At 71.1% G+C, this 14,822-nt stretch carries 15 protein-coding genes; 6 read left to right on the top strand and 9 right to left on the bottom strand.

Going from position 1 to position 14,822, the window contains the following annotated elements; all coding sequences use genetic code 11:
* The first annotated feature begins 40 nt into the window (after positions 1 to 40).
* Genes Q9R08_RS15665 through Q9R08_RS15650 form a run of 4 tightly spaced genes read left to right on the top strand, consistent with a single transcriptional unit; the run spans position 41 to position 3,348 of the window.
* Positions 41 to 874, top strand: coding sequence for an ABC transporter permease (locus Q9R08_RS15665; RefSeq protein WP_308869054.1), 834 nt, complete (start codon positions 41 to 43; stop codon positions 872 to 874).
* Complete coding sequence (locus tag Q9R08_RS15660) at positions 871 to 1,695, top strand: ABC transporter permease (protein ID WP_308869053.1); 825 nt, start codon at positions 871 to 873, stop codon at positions 1,693 to 1,695. Before Q9R08_RS15665 ends, Q9R08_RS15660 begins: the two co-directional genes overlap by 4 nt.
* Entirely contained in the window at positions 1,688 to 2,491 is an 804-nt protein-coding gene (locus Q9R08_RS15655; protein WP_308869052.1) for an ABC transporter ATP-binding protein, read from the top strand. The genes Q9R08_RS15660 and Q9R08_RS15655 overlap by 8 nt, the downstream gene beginning before the upstream one ends.
* Positions 2,488 to 3,348 (top strand): PaaX family transcriptional regulator, encoded by an 861-nt coding sequence (locus tag Q9R08_RS15650; protein WP_308869051.1) that lies wholly within the window; start codon positions 2,488 to 2,490, stop codon positions 3,346 to 3,348. The genes Q9R08_RS15655 and Q9R08_RS15650 overlap by 4 nt, the downstream gene beginning before the upstream one ends.
* A gap of 27 nt (positions 3,349 to 3,375) precedes the next feature.
* Here the strand turns inward: Q9R08_RS15650 and Q9R08_RS15645 are convergent, their stop codons facing one another.
* The 6 genes from Q9R08_RS15645 to Q9R08_RS15620 form a co-directional block, all read right to left on the bottom strand.
* Complete coding sequence (locus tag Q9R08_RS15645; RefSeq protein WP_308869050.1) at positions 3,376 to 3,837, bottom strand: DUF3237 domain-containing protein; 462 nt, start codon at positions 3,835 to 3,837, stop codon at positions 3,376 to 3,378.
* Positions 3,834 to 5,357 (bottom strand): acyl-CoA synthetase, encoded by a 1,524-nt coding sequence (locus tag Q9R08_RS15640; RefSeq protein WP_308869049.1) that lies wholly within the window; start codon positions 5,355 to 5,357, stop codon positions 3,834 to 3,836. The genes Q9R08_RS15645 and Q9R08_RS15640 overlap by 4 nt, the downstream gene beginning before the upstream one ends.
* A 102-nt stretch (positions 5,358 to 5,459) precedes the next feature.
* Complete coding sequence (locus tag Q9R08_RS15635; protein WP_308869048.1) at positions 5,460 to 5,912, bottom strand: MaoC family dehydratase; 453 nt, start codon at positions 5,910 to 5,912, stop codon at positions 5,460 to 5,462.
* Positions 5,913 to 6,020: 108 nt separating this feature from the next.
* Positions 6,021 to 7,226 (bottom strand): acyl-CoA dehydrogenase family protein, encoded by a 1,206-nt coding sequence (locus Q9R08_RS15630; RefSeq protein ID WP_308869047.1) that lies wholly within the window; start codon positions 7,224 to 7,226, stop codon positions 6,021 to 6,023.
* A gap of 1 nt (position 7,227) precedes the next feature.
* On the bottom strand, positions 7,228 to 8,130 hold the full coding sequence (locus tag Q9R08_RS15625; RefSeq protein ID WP_308869046.1) for an amidohydrolase family protein: 903 nt from the start codon (positions 8,128 to 8,130) through the stop codon (positions 7,228 to 7,230).
* A 95-nt stretch (positions 8,131 to 8,225) separates the two neighbouring features.
* The gene (locus Q9R08_RS15620; RefSeq protein WP_308869045.1) at positions 8,226 to 9,155 is read right to left on the bottom strand and encodes an SDR family NAD(P)-dependent oxidoreductase; all 930 of its coding nucleotides are present in this window, start codon (positions 9,153 to 9,155) and stop codon (positions 8,226 to 8,228) included.
* Positions 9,156 to 9,248: 93 nt separating this feature from the next.
* On the opposite strand from Q9R08_RS15620, the gene Q9R08_RS15615 reads away from it, so the two are divergent.
* A complete protein-coding gene (locus tag Q9R08_RS15615) occupies positions 9,249 to 9,713 on the top strand; it encodes a MarR family winged helix-turn-helix transcriptional regulator (RefSeq protein WP_308869044.1) in 465 nt (154 codons plus the stop codon).
* Between the two features lie 243 nt (positions 9,714 to 9,956).
* On the opposite strand, the gene Q9R08_RS15610 is transcribed toward Q9R08_RS15615, so the two are convergent.
* From Q9R08_RS15610 to Q9R08_RS15600, 3 genes are all read right to left on the bottom strand, one after another.
* A complete protein-coding gene (locus tag Q9R08_RS15610; RefSeq protein ID WP_308869043.1) occupies positions 9,957 to 11,183 on the bottom strand; it encodes an MFS transporter in 1,227 nt (408 codons plus the stop codon).
* Between the two features lie 190 nt (positions 11,184 to 11,373).
* Positions 11,374 to 12,558, bottom strand: a complete 1,185-nt coding sequence (locus tag Q9R08_RS15605) for a 4-hydroxybenzoate 3-monooxygenase (RefSeq protein WP_308869042.1) — start codon at positions 12,556 to 12,558, stop codon at positions 11,374 to 11,376.
* A 208-nt stretch (positions 12,559 to 12,766) separates the two neighbouring features.
* Positions 12,767 to 13,519, bottom strand: coding sequence for an IclR family transcriptional regulator (locus Q9R08_RS15600; RefSeq protein ID WP_308869041.1), 753 nt, complete (start codon positions 13,517 to 13,519; stop codon positions 12,767 to 12,769).
* Between the two features lie 428 nt (positions 13,520 to 13,947).
* Here Q9R08_RS15600 and Q9R08_RS15595 point away from each other — a divergent pair, with 428 nt between their 5' ends.
* Entirely contained in the window at positions 13,948 to 14,706 is a 759-nt protein-coding gene (locus Q9R08_RS15595) for an IclR family transcriptional regulator (protein ID WP_308869040.1), read from the top strand.
* Positions 14,707 to 14,822 lie beyond the last annotated feature (116 nt).

Here is a 14,822-nt window from a genome sequence, read left to right as displayed (position 1 = left end):
TCGACACCCCCACGACCCGACCGCACCGATCGGAGGCACCGTGACCGCCACCGCTGACGCTCCGCCGGTCGTCGCCACGACGCCACGCGCCCGGCAGAACCGCACCATGCGCAAGGTCGTGCTCGGCGTGGCCGGCATCCTCGGGTTCCTGGCGACATGGCAGCTGCTGCCGACGCTCGGGATCGTGAACCCGGCGTACTTTCCGACGGCTACCGAGACGATCGCGCAGCTGATCGTGCTCTTCGGCGATCTGGAGTTCTGGCGCAACGTCGGCCGTACGCTGACATCCTGGGCTCTCGGCCTGCTGATCGCGACGGTCCTCGCGGTGGTCCTCGGCACGGTCATCGGCCTGGTGCCGTTCCTGCGCCGAGCGACGCACACCACGGTCGAGTTCCTGCGGCCCATCCCGTCGGTCGCGCTCATTCCGCTCGCGATCCTCATGTTCGGCTACCAGCTGCAGGCCGCGCTCCTGATCATCGTGTACGCGAGCTTCTGGCAGGTCTTCATCCAGGTGCTCTACGGTGTGGCCGACGTCGACGCCGTCGCCCGCGACACGGCGCGCAGCTTCGGGCTCTCTCGGGGGTCGCGGATCGTCAACCTGGTCTTCCCGACCGCGCTGCCGTATCTCATGACGGGTCTCCGGCTCGCGGCGACCGTCGCGCTGATCCTGGCGATCACCGCCGAGATGTTCATCAGCATCCCCGGGCTCGGACGCGCGATCATGCTCGCGCGCGAATCCGGGCAGTGGACGACGGTGTATGCCCTCGTGATCGTGACCGGCATGCTCGGCCTGCTCGTCAATCTCGTGTTCCGGGCGATCGAGCGCCGGTCGCTGTCGTGGCATCAGTCCGTACGAGGGGAGGAGGTCCTGTGACCCTCTACACGAGCACCGTCGTCACGCCGCGCCGCCCGTCCCGGGTGTGGGCGAAGTTCGGCGAGAACACCGCGTACGCGCTGGGGCTGCCCATCATCCTGCTCGTCATATGGGGCATCTGGTCGTCGATCTCGCCGGCCCCGTTCTTCCCGAGCCCACTCGTCATCGCCGAGGCGTTCGTCGAGACGTGGGTGGGCCCGGCGTTCTTCGCTGACGTGGTGCCCAGCCTCGGCCGGCTCGCGATCGGCATCGTGCTGGCCGTCGCCCTCGGCATCGCGGCGGGCATCGTCATCGGCCTGGTGCAGTGGCTGCGAGAACTGCTCGAGCCCGTGTTCGAGTTCTTCCGCGCGGTGCCGCCGCCGGTGCTCATCCCGATCGTGGCGGTCCTCGTCGGTGCGAACGACCTCATGAAGGTCGTCGTGATCGTCGCCGGCGCGATCTGGCCCGTGCTGCTGAACACCATCGAGGGCGTCCGTTCGACGGACTCGGTCATGACGGAGACCGCACGGTCGTTCGCGGTGACCTCGGGTGAGCGGCTGCGGTATCTGGTGCTTCCGGCGGCGAGCCCCCGCATCATGACGGGTGTGCGGCAGTGCCTCTCGATCGCGCTCATCCTGATGGTCATCTCCGAGATGTTCTTCTCGTCCTCAGGCCTGGGCTATCGAATCGTCTACTTCCAGCGCAACTACCTCATCGCCGAGATGTGGAGCGGCATCGTGCTGCTCGGCCTCATCGGCGTGCTGCTCGCCGTGATCTTCGGATTCGTCGAGCGGCGCGTGCTTCGCTGGTATCACGGAATCAAGGAGGTCGAGCGTGCCTGACACACTGCTGAACGTCGAGCACCTGCGCAAGGTGTACGAGTCCACGACCGGGAACGTCGAGGCCATCGGCGACATCGGATTCCAGATGGATGCCGGTGAGCTGGTGTGCATCGTGGGTCCGTCGGGCTGCGGCAAGACCACGCTGCTCAAATGCATCGCAGGGCTGCTCAAGCCGACTTCGGGCGTCATCGAGCTCGGCGGCCGACGCGTCACCGCGCCGCCGCCCAACATGGCGCTGGTCTTCCAGGAGTACGGTCGCAGCCTGTACCCGTGGCTCACCGTCCGCGGCAACGTCGAGCTGCCGCTGAAGCACAAGAAGCTCAGCCGCGCAGAGCGGGATCGGCTCGTCGACGACGCGCTCCTCGCCGTCGGGCTCGAGCACGCGACCAAGAGCTACCCGTGGCAGCTCTCCGGCGGGATGCAGCAGCGCGTCGCCATCGCGCGGGCCGTCGCGTACCAGCCGGAGGTGCTCATCATGGACGAGCCCTTCGCCGCGGTCGACGCCCAGACGCGCGCGGACCTCGAAGACCTGGTCCGCAAGCTGCACCGGGAACGCGGGATGTCGATCCTCTTCGTGACGCACGACATCGACGAGTCGGTGTACCTCGGCGAGCGCGTGATCGTGCTGTCGAAGTCGCCGACCTGGGTGCAGGAGGACCTCGCCATCGACCTCGCGCCCGACCGCGACCAGATCACGACGCGCGCGCTGCCGCGGTTCACCGAGCTGCGCACCCACGTGTACGAGCAGATCCAGCGCGCCAAGCGCGGTGAGGCCGTGCGCCCGGAGGCCGCGTGAGCGTCGCAGCCGCCAAGACCGCCGTCGCGCTGCCGGCACTCTCGGCCGTCGAGACGTCGGTGCTCACGCGCAAGCCCCGGCAGCTGCTCTTGGCGTTCTTCGGCGAGTACGTGTGCGACCGCTACTTCGAGCCGCTGCGAGCGAGCGTGCTGATCGGCGCGCTCGAGAGCGCCGGGGTCGCGGCATCCGCGGTGCGGACCAACCTCGACCGCATGGTGCACAGCGGGCTGCTCGAACGCCGGCGCCTCGGCAGGGAGATCGGGTTCGTCCTCACCGGGCACGGCAGCGAGGTGCTGCGCGAGGCCTCGGGTCGCGTCAACGGCCCGGCGCCCTTCGAACCGCAGGGCGATGGCTGGACCCTCGTCACGTACACGGTTCCCGAGCACCTGCGCGACCTCCGCCATCGCCTGCGCGCGGCCCTGACGTGGTCGGGGTTCGCTGTGCTCCGCGACGGACTGTGGATCGCGCCCGGCGCCGTCGACCTCGCCGCGGCACTGGGAGCGATCATCCCCGACCTGCCGTCGGGATCGGTCAACGCGTTCTCGGCCGCCGAGCTCGACGGGTTCCCGATGGTCGAAGCGGTGCGCGTCGCGTGGGACGTCGAGCGCATCCGCGAGGCTCATGACGAGTTCATCGCGCACTGGGAGCGAGAGGATGCGGCATCCGATCTCCCTCCGCTCACCGCGCGCACACTGCTGGTCGCCGACTGGCTCGCCCTGCTGCGCGCCGATCCGCGCCTGCCGCGGCAGTACATGGGCGAGGACTGGCCCGCCGACCGCTCGTTCGAGCTGTTCACGCAGCGCCACCGCGAGTTCGCGTTCCCCGCGGTGCGGGACTTCGCCGCCCTCGTCGGCTGAGCTCTCGGAATCGCGGGGCAGAGCCGCTCAGGTGACGCGGTAGGCGACGTACCGGACGCGGCTCGCCTCACGGGTGTACGACGCGACGTAGACCGCGCGCTCGAACTCGGGGCGCGACGCGGACTCCAGCGTGAGCGCGGCGCGGAAGTAGTAGGCGTCCGGTTCGACGTCGTCCCCGCGCAGCAGCGCCTCGAGCACGGCGGGATCGCCGCTGCGCACGCCCCGGGCGCGGATGTGGAGCAGCGACCCGTCGTCGCCGCGGGCGCTGTACCGGCCGTCGATCTCGATCGAGCCGTCCGCCCGCACGGTCTGCCAATCGGCGCCGCCGGCGAGGATCGTGCCGGTGAAATCGCCCGTGACCGTGCCGCCGACCACCGGGATGATGCGGCGATGGCCGGCGCGGGTCATGCCGTGGTCCTCGAGCGGACCGAGCTCTGCGACCACCTCGAACGCCGGCACGAGGGACGGCACCGGCGGGACGCGCGTCATCGGCTCTCGCCGAAGCGCGCGCGCAGGTCGGCCTTGCGCACCTTGCCCGACGCGGTGCGCGGCAGCTCTTCCACCACGACGACGTTCTTCGGCAGCTTGTAACGCGCCAGCACGCCGTCGAGATGGGAGCGCACGATCGCGGTGTCGACCTCGGCGCCCTCCTTGACCGTCACGACCGCCCACGGCACCTCGCCCCAGCGCTCGTCGGGCACGCCGACGACGGCGACGCCGGAGATCCCCTCGATGTCGGAGATGAGGTTCTCGACCTCGGCGGGATAGATGTTCTCTCCGCCGGAGATGATCATGTCCTTCAGCCGATCGGCGATGTAGAGGTAGCCGTCGGCGTCGAGGTAGCCGAGGTCTCCCGAGCGGAACCAGCGGTCGTCCGTGAACGCGGCCGCCGTCGCCTCGGGCTGGCCGTGATAGCCGAGGAAGACGTTGGGGCCCGAGATCTCGATCTCGCCGACCGTGCCGCGCGGCACGACATCGCCGTGCTCGTCGGTGATGCGCACCTCGGTGAAGAAGTGCGGGAGGCCGACGCTGCCCTGCTTCTCGCGGGTCATCGACGGTGCGAGCGACGTCGCCCCCGGCGACGTCTCGGTCATGCCGTAGCCCTGCGAGAACGACAGCCCGCGCTCTTCGTACGCGTTGAGGATGCGGGTGGGGACCGCCGACCCGCCGCACGTCAGCTTCTGCAGCGTCGAGATGTCGGTCGCCGCCCAGTCCGGGTGGTCGGCCAGCATCTGATACGTGGTCGGCACGCCGCTCAGCATCGTGATGCCGTGGCGCTGGATCTGCGCGAGCGCGCGCCCGGGCTCGAAGCCCTTCTCCAGGACGAGCGTCGCGCCCTTGAGGATCACCGGCAGCGCGCCCATGCCGAGCGAGGCGACGTGGAACAGGGGCGAGATCATCAGCGAGACGTCGGTCGAGACGACGTCGTAGTCGACGATGCAGTTCACGGCGACCCAGGTGAGGTTGCCGTGGCTCAGCACGGCGCCCTTGGGGCGCCCAGTTGTGCCCGATGTGTAGATGATCGCGGCGGGATCGTCGAGGCTCACGTCGGCGACGGTGTGACCGCCCGGGGCGTCAGCCACGAGGCGGGCGAGGCCGGGGTGCTCCGGCAGCCCGTCGCCGGTCACGATGACGTGGGCGATGCGCCCCGCCTCGATACCCGGCATCGCCCGTTCCAGGAACTCCGGGTCGAGCACGACGGCCCGCGCCCCGGAGTCGACGAGGACGTGCTGCATCTCGGGACCGGCGAGCCGCGTGTTCAGCGGCACGAAGACGGCTCCGAGCTGTGCCGCGCCGAACATCACCTGCAGGAACTGCGGGCTGTTCTCGCCGATGTAGGCGACGGCGTCGCCACGGCGGATGCCGCGATGCCACAGCACCGCGGCGACATGGTCGGCGGCATCCGCGAGCCGGCGATAGCTCAACTCGTCGTCGCCGAAGACGACGGCCGTCTTGTCGGGGTCCTTCAGCCGCCGCTTGGCGAGCCAGAACCCGATTCCCTCGTGCATCGTTGCGGAGTCCTCTCCCTCGAGGAAGGTGGGGCTGCTCGCCTGTCACGAATCGTGGGTGGGAACCAGCGATTGCGACAGGCGAGCGGGTGGAAGGAACGGTCAGGCGTAGAAGCGGTACAGCCCTCGCGCGACGACTGCGGGCTTCTCGCCGCCTTCGATCTCGATGGTCTGGTCGACGGCGAACTGGTAGCCCCCGCGCACCTCGGTCACCTCGTCGATGACGGCGTTCATGCGCACGCGGGACCCGACGGCGACGGGCGAGACGAAGCGCACCTTGTCGAGGCCGTAGTTCACGCGCGTCGTGACGCCGGTGACGTCGAACAGCTCCGACCAGAACTTCACGGTGAGCGACAGCGTCAGGAACCCGTGGGCGATGGGCCCGCCGAAGGGGCCGTCGGCCGCGCGCTCGGGGTCGACGTGGATCCACTGGTGATCGTCGGTCGCGTCGGCGAAGAGGTTCACGCGGTCCTGCGTCACCTCGAGCCACTCGGTCCAGCCGAGGTCGGTGCCGGCGAGCCCGGCGACGTCGGCGTAATCGACGGTGGTGGTCATGGGATCTCCTTCGGTAGGTGGTGCTTCGACAAGCTCAGCAACCGGTGGGCGGCTCAGCAACGGGTGGGGCGGCTCAGCGACCGGTAGGCGGCTCAACCGGCGGGCGGGTCAGGTGAAGGCCGACGCGCCGGTGAGCGCGCGGCCGACGATGAGGGCGTTGATCTCATGCGTGCCCTCGTACGAGTACACGGCCTCGGCGTCCGCGAAGAAGCGGGCGACGTCGTGCTCGAGCAGGATGCCGTTGCCGCCGAGCACCTCGCGCCCGAGGGCGACCGTCTCGCGGGCGAGCCGGGCTGTCTGCATCTTCGCGAGCGCCGAGTTCTCGTCGGGGAACTCGCCGCCGACCTCGGCGGAGCCGTCCTGGTGCAGGGAGAGCTGCACGACGAGGGCGAGCGACGCCACGCAGTTGCCGAGCATGCGTGCGAGCTTCTCCTGCACGAGCTGGAACCCGCCGATCGGCCGGCCGAACTGGTGCCGTTCGCGCACGTAGCGCACGGCGGCGTCGAGCACGCCCGCCTGGAGTCCCGCGGCGATCCAGGCGACGTCGGCGCGCATGGCGCGCAGGATGCGCGCCACGTCCGCCCACCCGTTCACATTCTGCAGTCGTGACTCTTCGGAGACCTGTACTGCGTCGAGCGAGATGAGGGCGTTCTGCATCGGCCGCAATGAGACCTTGCCGCCGATCGTCTCGAGGCGGACTCCCTCGGCACCGGTCGGCACGAGGAACACCTTGACCGCGCGGTCGTCGACGTCGCGCGCGAAGACGACGAGGACATCGGATGCCGCAGCCCCGCCTATCCACTTCTTGCGACCGTCGAGCACCCAGCCGTCGCCCACGCGCCGGGCGCTGGTGGCGAGTCCGCCGGCGATGTCGGAGCCGTGCTCGGGCTCGGTGAGCGCGAACACCCCCTTGACCTCGAAGCTGCGAACGCGCGGGTCGAGCTCGGCCGCCTGCTCGGGTGAGCCGCCGAGGGCGATCGCGGTGCGGAAGAGTCCGGACTGGGCGTTGTAGAGGGTGGCCACCGAGACGTCGGTGCGCGCCAGCACATAGTTGCGGAACCCCGAGTAGACGCTCGACGCAGCCTCGGCGGCATCCATCCCCTCCGGCTGCATGAGATCGAGCGGGATGAGTGCGTCGAGCACCTCGCGCGGCATGGTCGCCGTCTCCCAGGCGTCGGCGAGGAGCGGGCGGATGTCGCGGTCCAGGGCGGTCTGCAGCCGCCCGAGCGCAGCGCGCGCGGCGGGGCTCAGCCGGGCGGCAGCGATCGCGTACGGGTCGAACCCGAACGTCGCATCCGCCTCGAGCACCGGCATGTCAGCCGCCGAGTCCGAGCAGGCGTACCGCGTTGTCCTTGAGGATGCCGGGCAGAGCCTCGGCCTTGAAGCGCGCGGCGCCCGAAGCGGTCGGCAGCTCGGCATCCCGCAGCCAGCGGTCGGGCGTGAGCAGTGGGAAGTCCGAGCCGAAGAGCACGCGGTTCTTCAGGTACGAGTTGGCGGCGCGCACGAGCGACTCGGGGAAGTACTTCGGGCTCCAGCCCGACAGGTCGATCCAGGTGTTGTGCTTGTGGGTCGCGACCGACAGGGCCTCGTCCTGCCACGGCACCGACGGGTGCGCCATGATGATCTGCAGCTCGGGGAACCGCGCCGCGACGGGGTCGAGCAGAATCGGGTTGGACAGGCCGAGCAGGAGGCCCCGGCCGCCCGGAAGACCCGCGCCGATCCCCGTCTGACCGGTGTGGAAGAGCGCGACGACGCCCGCGTCCTGCAGCGTCTCGTACAGGGCGGAGTGCACGGCGTCGGACGGGTCGAAGCCCTGCACGGTGGGATGGAACTTGAAACCGCGCACGCCGTGGTCCTCGATGAGGCGGCGCGCATCGTCGACCGCGGTCGGCTTCAGCGGGTCTACCGAGCCGAACGGGATGAGCACGTCGTTGTTGCGGGCGGCGCCCTCGGAGATGTCGGCGCTCGCGATCGGCGACTGCCCCAGATTCGTCTCGGCGTCGACCGTGAACACGACGGCCGCCATGCGCCGTTCGCGGTAGTAGGCGGCGACGCCGTCGAGGTCGGGGTTCGGTCCGTCCGTGCTGAAGTACGCCGCCGCCGCATCGCGGAGGTCGTCGGGCAGCGACGAGTGACCGTGATGGTCGACCTCGATGTGCACGTGCACGTCGACCGCGGTGAGCGCGTCGACGTCGATCGCGGGTTCGTAGCGGGTCATGGCGGGTCCTCAGTGGGTCATGGGCCGGTCCGTGAGCTTGTCGAAGGGTGCTTCGACGACTCAGCGACCGATTTCGGCGTACTCGGGGTGAGGTGTCACGGGCGCTGGAGCTCTTCCGGGAGCGGCGGGAACTTCTCGCCGACGGACTGCAGGTCGCCGGCCGCCTCGTCGAACCCGGTCGCCAGATCGTCGTACGACCAGCCGCCCTCGTGATACGCGGTCGCGACGGCCTCGGGGTGCGACCACATCTGCAGGCGGTCGCCGCCGATGCCGATGGCCTGCCCGGTGACGCCGGCTGCGGCATCCGATGCGAGGTAGGCGATGAGTCCGGCGACGTCGTCGGACGTGCCGAACCCGAGGTCGTGCCGGAAGAACGCGGGCATCGGCTCGCCGGCCGCGTCGGCCTCGACCGCCGCGGCGAAGTAGGGGACCGTCGCTGTCATCGCGGTCGCGGCGACCGGGATCACGGCGTTGGCGGTGATGCCGGCCTTCTTCAGCTCCAGCGCCCACGTGCGCACCATGCCGACGATGCCCGCCTTGGCGGCCGCGTAGTTCGTCTGCCCGAAGTTGCCGCGCTGACCGGTGGGCGAGCCGATGCAGATGATGCGACCGGCCACCTGGTTCTCGCGCATCCAGGTCGCCGCCTCTCGCACGCAGGTGAAGGTGCCGCGCAGGTGGACGTTGATGACCGTGTCGAAGTCGTCGTCGCTCATCTTCCACAGCACGGTGTCGCGCAGCACGCCCGCGTTCGTGACGAGGATGTCGAGCCGCCCGAACGTGTCGACGGCGGCTTGCACGAGCTGCTTCGCGGTCTCGGTGGGGCCGACCGGTGCGACCACGGCGACCGCGCGGCCGCCCTCGGCCTCGATCGAGGCGACGGCCTCGGCGGCGGTGGCGTCGTCGACGTCGTTGATCACGACGGCGGCGCCCTGGCGGGCGAGCTCCTGGGCGTAGGCGAGGCCGAGGCCGCGGCCCGAGCCGGTGACGATGGCGACCTTGCCGTCGAGGGGGGCGTGCGAAGACATGCGTGAACTCCTTCGTGTCGGGTCCATTGAAGTCCTAACCGTTGAGAAAGTCAATCATTCCGTTCATCCATGAAGTGGACTAGCATCGTGGCCATGCCGAAACCCGCCGACGCCGTCGCGCCCGAGGGGCTCCGCTCGTCCGCCCTGACCGACGACGTCAGCTTCCTGCTCGCCCGCGCGAACGCCATCGCGCTCGCCGCGGGCAACGCCGCGCTGGCCGAGCACGGGCTCAAAGCCCGCTCGTACTCGGTGCTCGTCCTCGCGTCGGGCGATGCCCGGCCGTCGCAGCGGGAGCTCGCGGAATTCCTCCGGCTCGATCCCAGCCAGGTCGTCAGCCTCGTCGACGAGCTGCAGGCCCGCCACCTCGTCGAGCGTCAGCCCGATCCGTCCGACCGTCGCGCCAACGTCGTGGTCGCCACCGACGCCGGCCGCGAGCTCGTCGCCGTGGCCCGCGAGTCCGCCCGTGCCGCCGAGGAGCGCGTCCACGCGCAGCTCAGCGCCGAGGACCGCGGGACCCTGGGCACGCTCCTGCGGGCGCTGGCCTTCCCCGACGAGTGAGCCTCGCGCCGCGCTGTGGCGGGCGTTGAGGTGTCACGATACGCGGTGCCGCGGTGCGGGATGCCGCACTTCGTGACACCCGAGCGGGTGCGCCGCGCGGACGGCGGCGTTGAGGGGACACGACACGCGGTGACGCGGGGTGGGATGCCGCACTTCGTGACACCCGAGCGGGTGCGCCGCCCCTGAAACCGTGGTCCGACGCCCGAGCCCTGGGACGTCGTCTCGAGCCACGGCGTCGGGGCGCTAGGGGCGTTCGAGGACGTAGCGGTCGCGCCCGGCGAAGACGCCGACGACCGTGAGCGCGGCGAGCACCGCGAGCACGAGCGCCAGCGAGGCGATCCAGTCGCCGGTGAGGCTGTGGAGCGCGCCGAAGGCGACCGGCCCGAGCGCGGCGATCACGTAGCCGACCGACTGCGACATGCCCGAGAGGGCGGCCGACGCGTCGTGGTCGCGCGCCCGCTGCGCCATCAGCGTGAGCGACATCGCCAGCGTCGCGCCGCCGGTGAGTCCGATGAGCGACGCCCACAGCAGGACGGCGTCCGGCGCGATCATGAGGCCGGCGACGCCCACGATCGCGAGCGACGGGATGAGGGCGGGCGCCCACCGCTCCAGGCCGCCGCGCAGGATCAGTGGCAGCAGCAGGCAGCCGGCGAGCGAGAACAGCTGGTAGACCATGACGTCGATGCCGGCGATCACCTCGGTGCGTCCGATCGACATCGACAGCGGGGCGAGCCAGGTCACGAACATGTAGAACATCGATGCCTGGAGGCCCATGTACACGGCGACCAGCCAGGCGATCGGGTCGCTCCAGATGCCCGTGCGGCCGCGGGGCACGGACGCCCGGACATGAGCGTGCGCAGCGCCTCGGTGCGCCCACCACCACCCGGCGATCGCGAACGGCAGCAGCGCCGCGCCCGTCACGAGCAGCGCGAACCGCCAGCCGGCGGGATCGCCGTCGACGGAGATGTGCGAGATCGGCACGACGACCCCCGACGACACCGCGCCGAGCCCCGCGAGGAGCGCCGTGTAGGCCGCGGTGACCGCCGGAACGTGCGTCGGGAAGTCACGCTTGACCACGGCGGGCATGAGCACGTTGATGATCGCGATGCCGATGCCGATGATCGCCGTGCCGACCCAGAGGCTGACGACCGGCCCCGGGATCGATCGCACCAGCGTGCCGACCAGCAGCACGAGGAGCGACCACATCAGCACCCGCGGCTGCCCGAACCGCCGGCTCAGGTCGTGCGCGAGCGGCGAGAACAGCGCCCACGCGACCAGCGGCACGGCGGCGAGGACCCCGAGCGCCGAGACCGACATCCCGGTGTCGTCGCCGATCTGGTCGAGAAGCGGTCCGAGTCCCGTGATGGCCGGCCGCATGTTCGCCGCGACCAGGCACACGGCCACGAGCAGCATCGCGACCGCGGTGGTGCGCGACGGCTCGGGCGGTGCGGTCCGCGACGATGAGGCCATGGGCACCGGACTATAGCCGAGACGGCCGTGCGGCATCCGTCCATTCCCGTTGAGCGGCAGTCGCCCGCCGGTCGTGTTCACGTGCGCTGTTCGTCTCCTTCCGGGCCCATTCAGGCACGGACGCGCACGTGAGCCTGGGGAAACCAGCGGGGCGGGGCGGGCGGTGCGGGGAGGCGGGTGCGGGTGCGCGTCAGGTGAGGCCCTCGAGCGGCCACCCGGTGTAGGCCTCCGCGAGGAAGCGGCGGCCGGCCTCGGACTCGACGACGGAACGCAGCTCGCCGAGCTGGCGCAGGCGGTCGAATTCCGACGCGTCGGGCGCGACGTGCAGCATGTTCGTCATCCACCACGAGAAGTGCTGGGCCTTCCAGATGCGGTGCAGCGCCTTCTCGGGGAACGCCTCGATGAGGCGGTCGTCGTTCTCGAGCAGCAGCGCGCGCAGCGCCCGCTCGAGCACCAGCACGTCGGCGACCGCGAGGTTCATGCCCTTCGCACCGGTGGGGGGCACGGTGTGCGCGGCGTCGCCGATGAGCGCGACACGGTTGTTGAGCAGCTGGTGCGCGACGAAGCTGCGGAACCGCAGCACGTCGCGCTGGAAGATCGGCCCCTCCTTCAGCGTCGTGCCGGGCACGCGGGCCTGCAGCGCCTCCCACAGCTGCTCCTCCGAGAGGGCGTTCGGGTCGGCATCCGGATCGCACTGGAAGTACATGCGCTGCACCGTGGCGCTGCGCTGGCTGATGAGCGCGAACCCGTCCGGCGAGTTGCTGTAGATGAGCTCGTCGGCACTCGGCGGCGCCTCGCACAGGATCCCGAACCACGCGAACGGGTACTCGCGGAAGTAGCCACCGGTGTGCGAGCCGGTGACCGCCTCGCGCACGACGCTGCGGGAGCCGTCGGCGCCGACGACGAAGTCGGCCTCGATCTCGAGCGGCGAGCCGTCGGCGTCGGTGGCGATCAGGCGCGGACGGTCGGATGCCGCCTCCTCGACGCGCACCGCGGTCACACCGAAGCGGAGGTCCTGGCCCTTGCCGAGGCGCACGGCGATGAGGTCTTTGAGCACCTCGTGCTGCGGGTACAGCCACACGCCGCGGCCCACGAGGTCGGCGAAGTCGATGCGGTGACCCGCTCCGGCGAAGCGCAGCTCGATGCCGTCGTGCCGGTTGCCGACGGTGCGGACGCGGCTCGAGGCTCCGGAGGAATCGAGCACCTCCACGGTGCCCTGCTCGAGGATGCCCGCGCGGATCGTGGTCTCGATCTCGTCGCGCGAGCGCTGGTCGATGACGATCGACTCGAGGCCCGCGATGCCCAGGAGGTGCGAGAGCAGGAGGCCGGCGGGCCCGGCGCCGACGATGGCGACGCGGGTGCGGATCGTGGACATGAGCGTCTCCTTCGACGTTCGGAAATCGGATGCCTCGGCCCAGTGTGGCCCCGCCGCGCCAGCGTTGCGTCGGATTCCCGTTCATCGGGAAGCGGGGCGCTGCTGGCTGCGATGATCCGCGCGAGGACGGGAGGAGATGCGAGGAGCGGAGGAGCGAAAGGCGGGGATCGGTCCTCCGCCCCTCACATCCCCTCCGCTCGTGACGGATTCAGCGGCGGTCGGCGCGGAGCGCGGCCTCGATACCTGCGGCGGCTTCGCGCAGGGCCGCGACGGCGGCATCCGGGTCGGTCTCGCGCGGCAGCACCACCGAGAGCGCGGCGACCACCTCTCCGGCGTCGCGAATGGGGACGGCGACGCCGGTCGAGACCGCCTCGATCGAGCCCGGCGCGACCACCACTCCGGTGCGGCGGACCTCGGTGAGCAGGCGACGCAGGCGTGCGGCATCCGTCACCGTCTCGGGTGCGAGGGCGCGCAACGGGCCCGCGAGCACCCGCTCCCGCAGCGCCGCGGGCGCGTGCGCCAGCAGCACGATGCCGGACGAGGAGGCGTGCAGCGGCAGACGGCCGGCGATGCGGGTGATGTTCGCGCCGGCGTCGGGGTGCGACAGGCGCTCGAGGAACAGCGCCTCGTCCTGTTCGAGCACCGCGAGCTGCGTGTGCTCGCGGATGCGGGACTGCACCTGCTCCATGTGGGGGAGGGCGGCCTGGCGCAGGCGGAGCGCGGCCGAACCGCGCAGGGCGAGCTCCCACAGGCGCAGGCCGAGGTGCACGCGGCGGTCCTCGTCGCGCTCGAGCAGCCCGGCATCGACGAGCTCGTCGACGATCCGGTGTGCCGTCGACGACGGGAGCCCCGCGCGTCGCCCGATCTCGGCGGCCGACTGCATCGAGCGCTCCGCCGTGAACGTCTCGAGCACGCGCACGATGCGCGCCGTCATCGAGTCGCCGGAGGGCGAGTTGGCCATGCGCCCACTCTGCCACCCGACGCGACCATGGCTGCGCGCAGCGGCAGCGCTCCAGCTCCTCGGAAGTGTGGGGGTGTGGGCCCGCGAAAGCGGCTCGCCGCGGCGATCGCGCCGGAAGTTGAGGAGTTGCGCTCCTCGAAGCGGCAGGTACGGGTTCAGGGTCGGCTCGAGGTGCGGTCGGTCGGCGCGGGATGCCGCGGGCGGGCTCGTCGGCGGCGGGCCATCGCAACTCCTCAGGAATGTGCGCATGCGGGCCGGCTCGTTGGCGGCGGGCCGTCGCAACTCCTCAGGAATGTGCGCATCCGGGCGGGCGTACCGGCTTGGCGCGCGAGCGCGCCGGATGTCGAGGAGCTGTGTCCCACGAAGCGGCTGGTCGCGCCACGGCGGACCGCGAGCGGCCGCGGGGTAACGTCGCTCGGGGAGGAAGCATGGCGGACGGCGAGGGCGTGCTCGAGCGCACGCTGCGGGTGCTCGGATGCTTCACCGACGACGAGCCGGCCGTCACGGCGACGACGCTCGCGGCGCGCACCGGGCTCGCGTCGTCGACACTTCATCGCCTGCTCGCCACGCTCGTGGCCGAAGGCCTCCTCACGCGGGGCCCCGGGCACACCTACGCCATCGGCCCGCGGCTGTGGGAGCTCGGCGAGCTCTCGCCCCTGTCGCTCCGCCTGCGCGAGACGGCGCTCCCGCACATGGTGCGCCTCTACGAGGCGACCGGCGAGAACGTGCACCTCGCGGTGCTCGACGGCGCGACCCCCGAGACCACGAGCGCGCTGTACGTCGGGCGCCTCACCGGCCGCCAGTCGATCCCGACCCTCAGCCGCATGGGCGGCCGCGGGCCGCTGCACACCACGGGCGTCGGCAAGGCGCTGCTCGCCACGCGCGACGAGAGCTGGCTGCGGCAGTACTTCCGGGCGCCTCTCGAGCGCGAGACCGTGAATTCCATCACGAGCGAAGCCGACCTCCGCGCCGACATCGCCCGCACGCGCGCACTCGGCTACGCCACGACGCGCGAGGAGATGACGCTCGGCAACGTCTCCGTCGCCGCCGCGCTGCCCCGCGTCGAGGGCCTGCCGCCCGTCGCGCTCGGCCTGGTCGTGCACCTCGAGCGCGCAGACGAGCGCCGGCTGGGCCCGCTCGTGGTGCAGGCCGCGAAGGACCTTCACCACGACCTCCGCAACACCTGAGCGGAGACGGATGCCGCGCCCGCGGCATCCGTCCGATTCCGGTCGTCGAGCGAGCGCGCCGGGGTCACCACGGGTGTGGGGTGCATGTCGTGCGTTCGGGGCGCACGTCGCGCGCC

The sequence above is a fragment of the Microbacterium psychrotolerans genome, from assembly GCF_031085295.1.
In the GTDB taxonomy this organism is placed as follows: domain Bacteria; phylum Actinomycetota; class Actinomycetes; order Actinomycetales; family Microbacteriaceae; genus Microbacterium; species Microbacterium psychrotolerans.
Note: the sequence above shows the minus strand (reverse complement) of the source record. Positions and strands in the feature narration are given on the sequence as shown.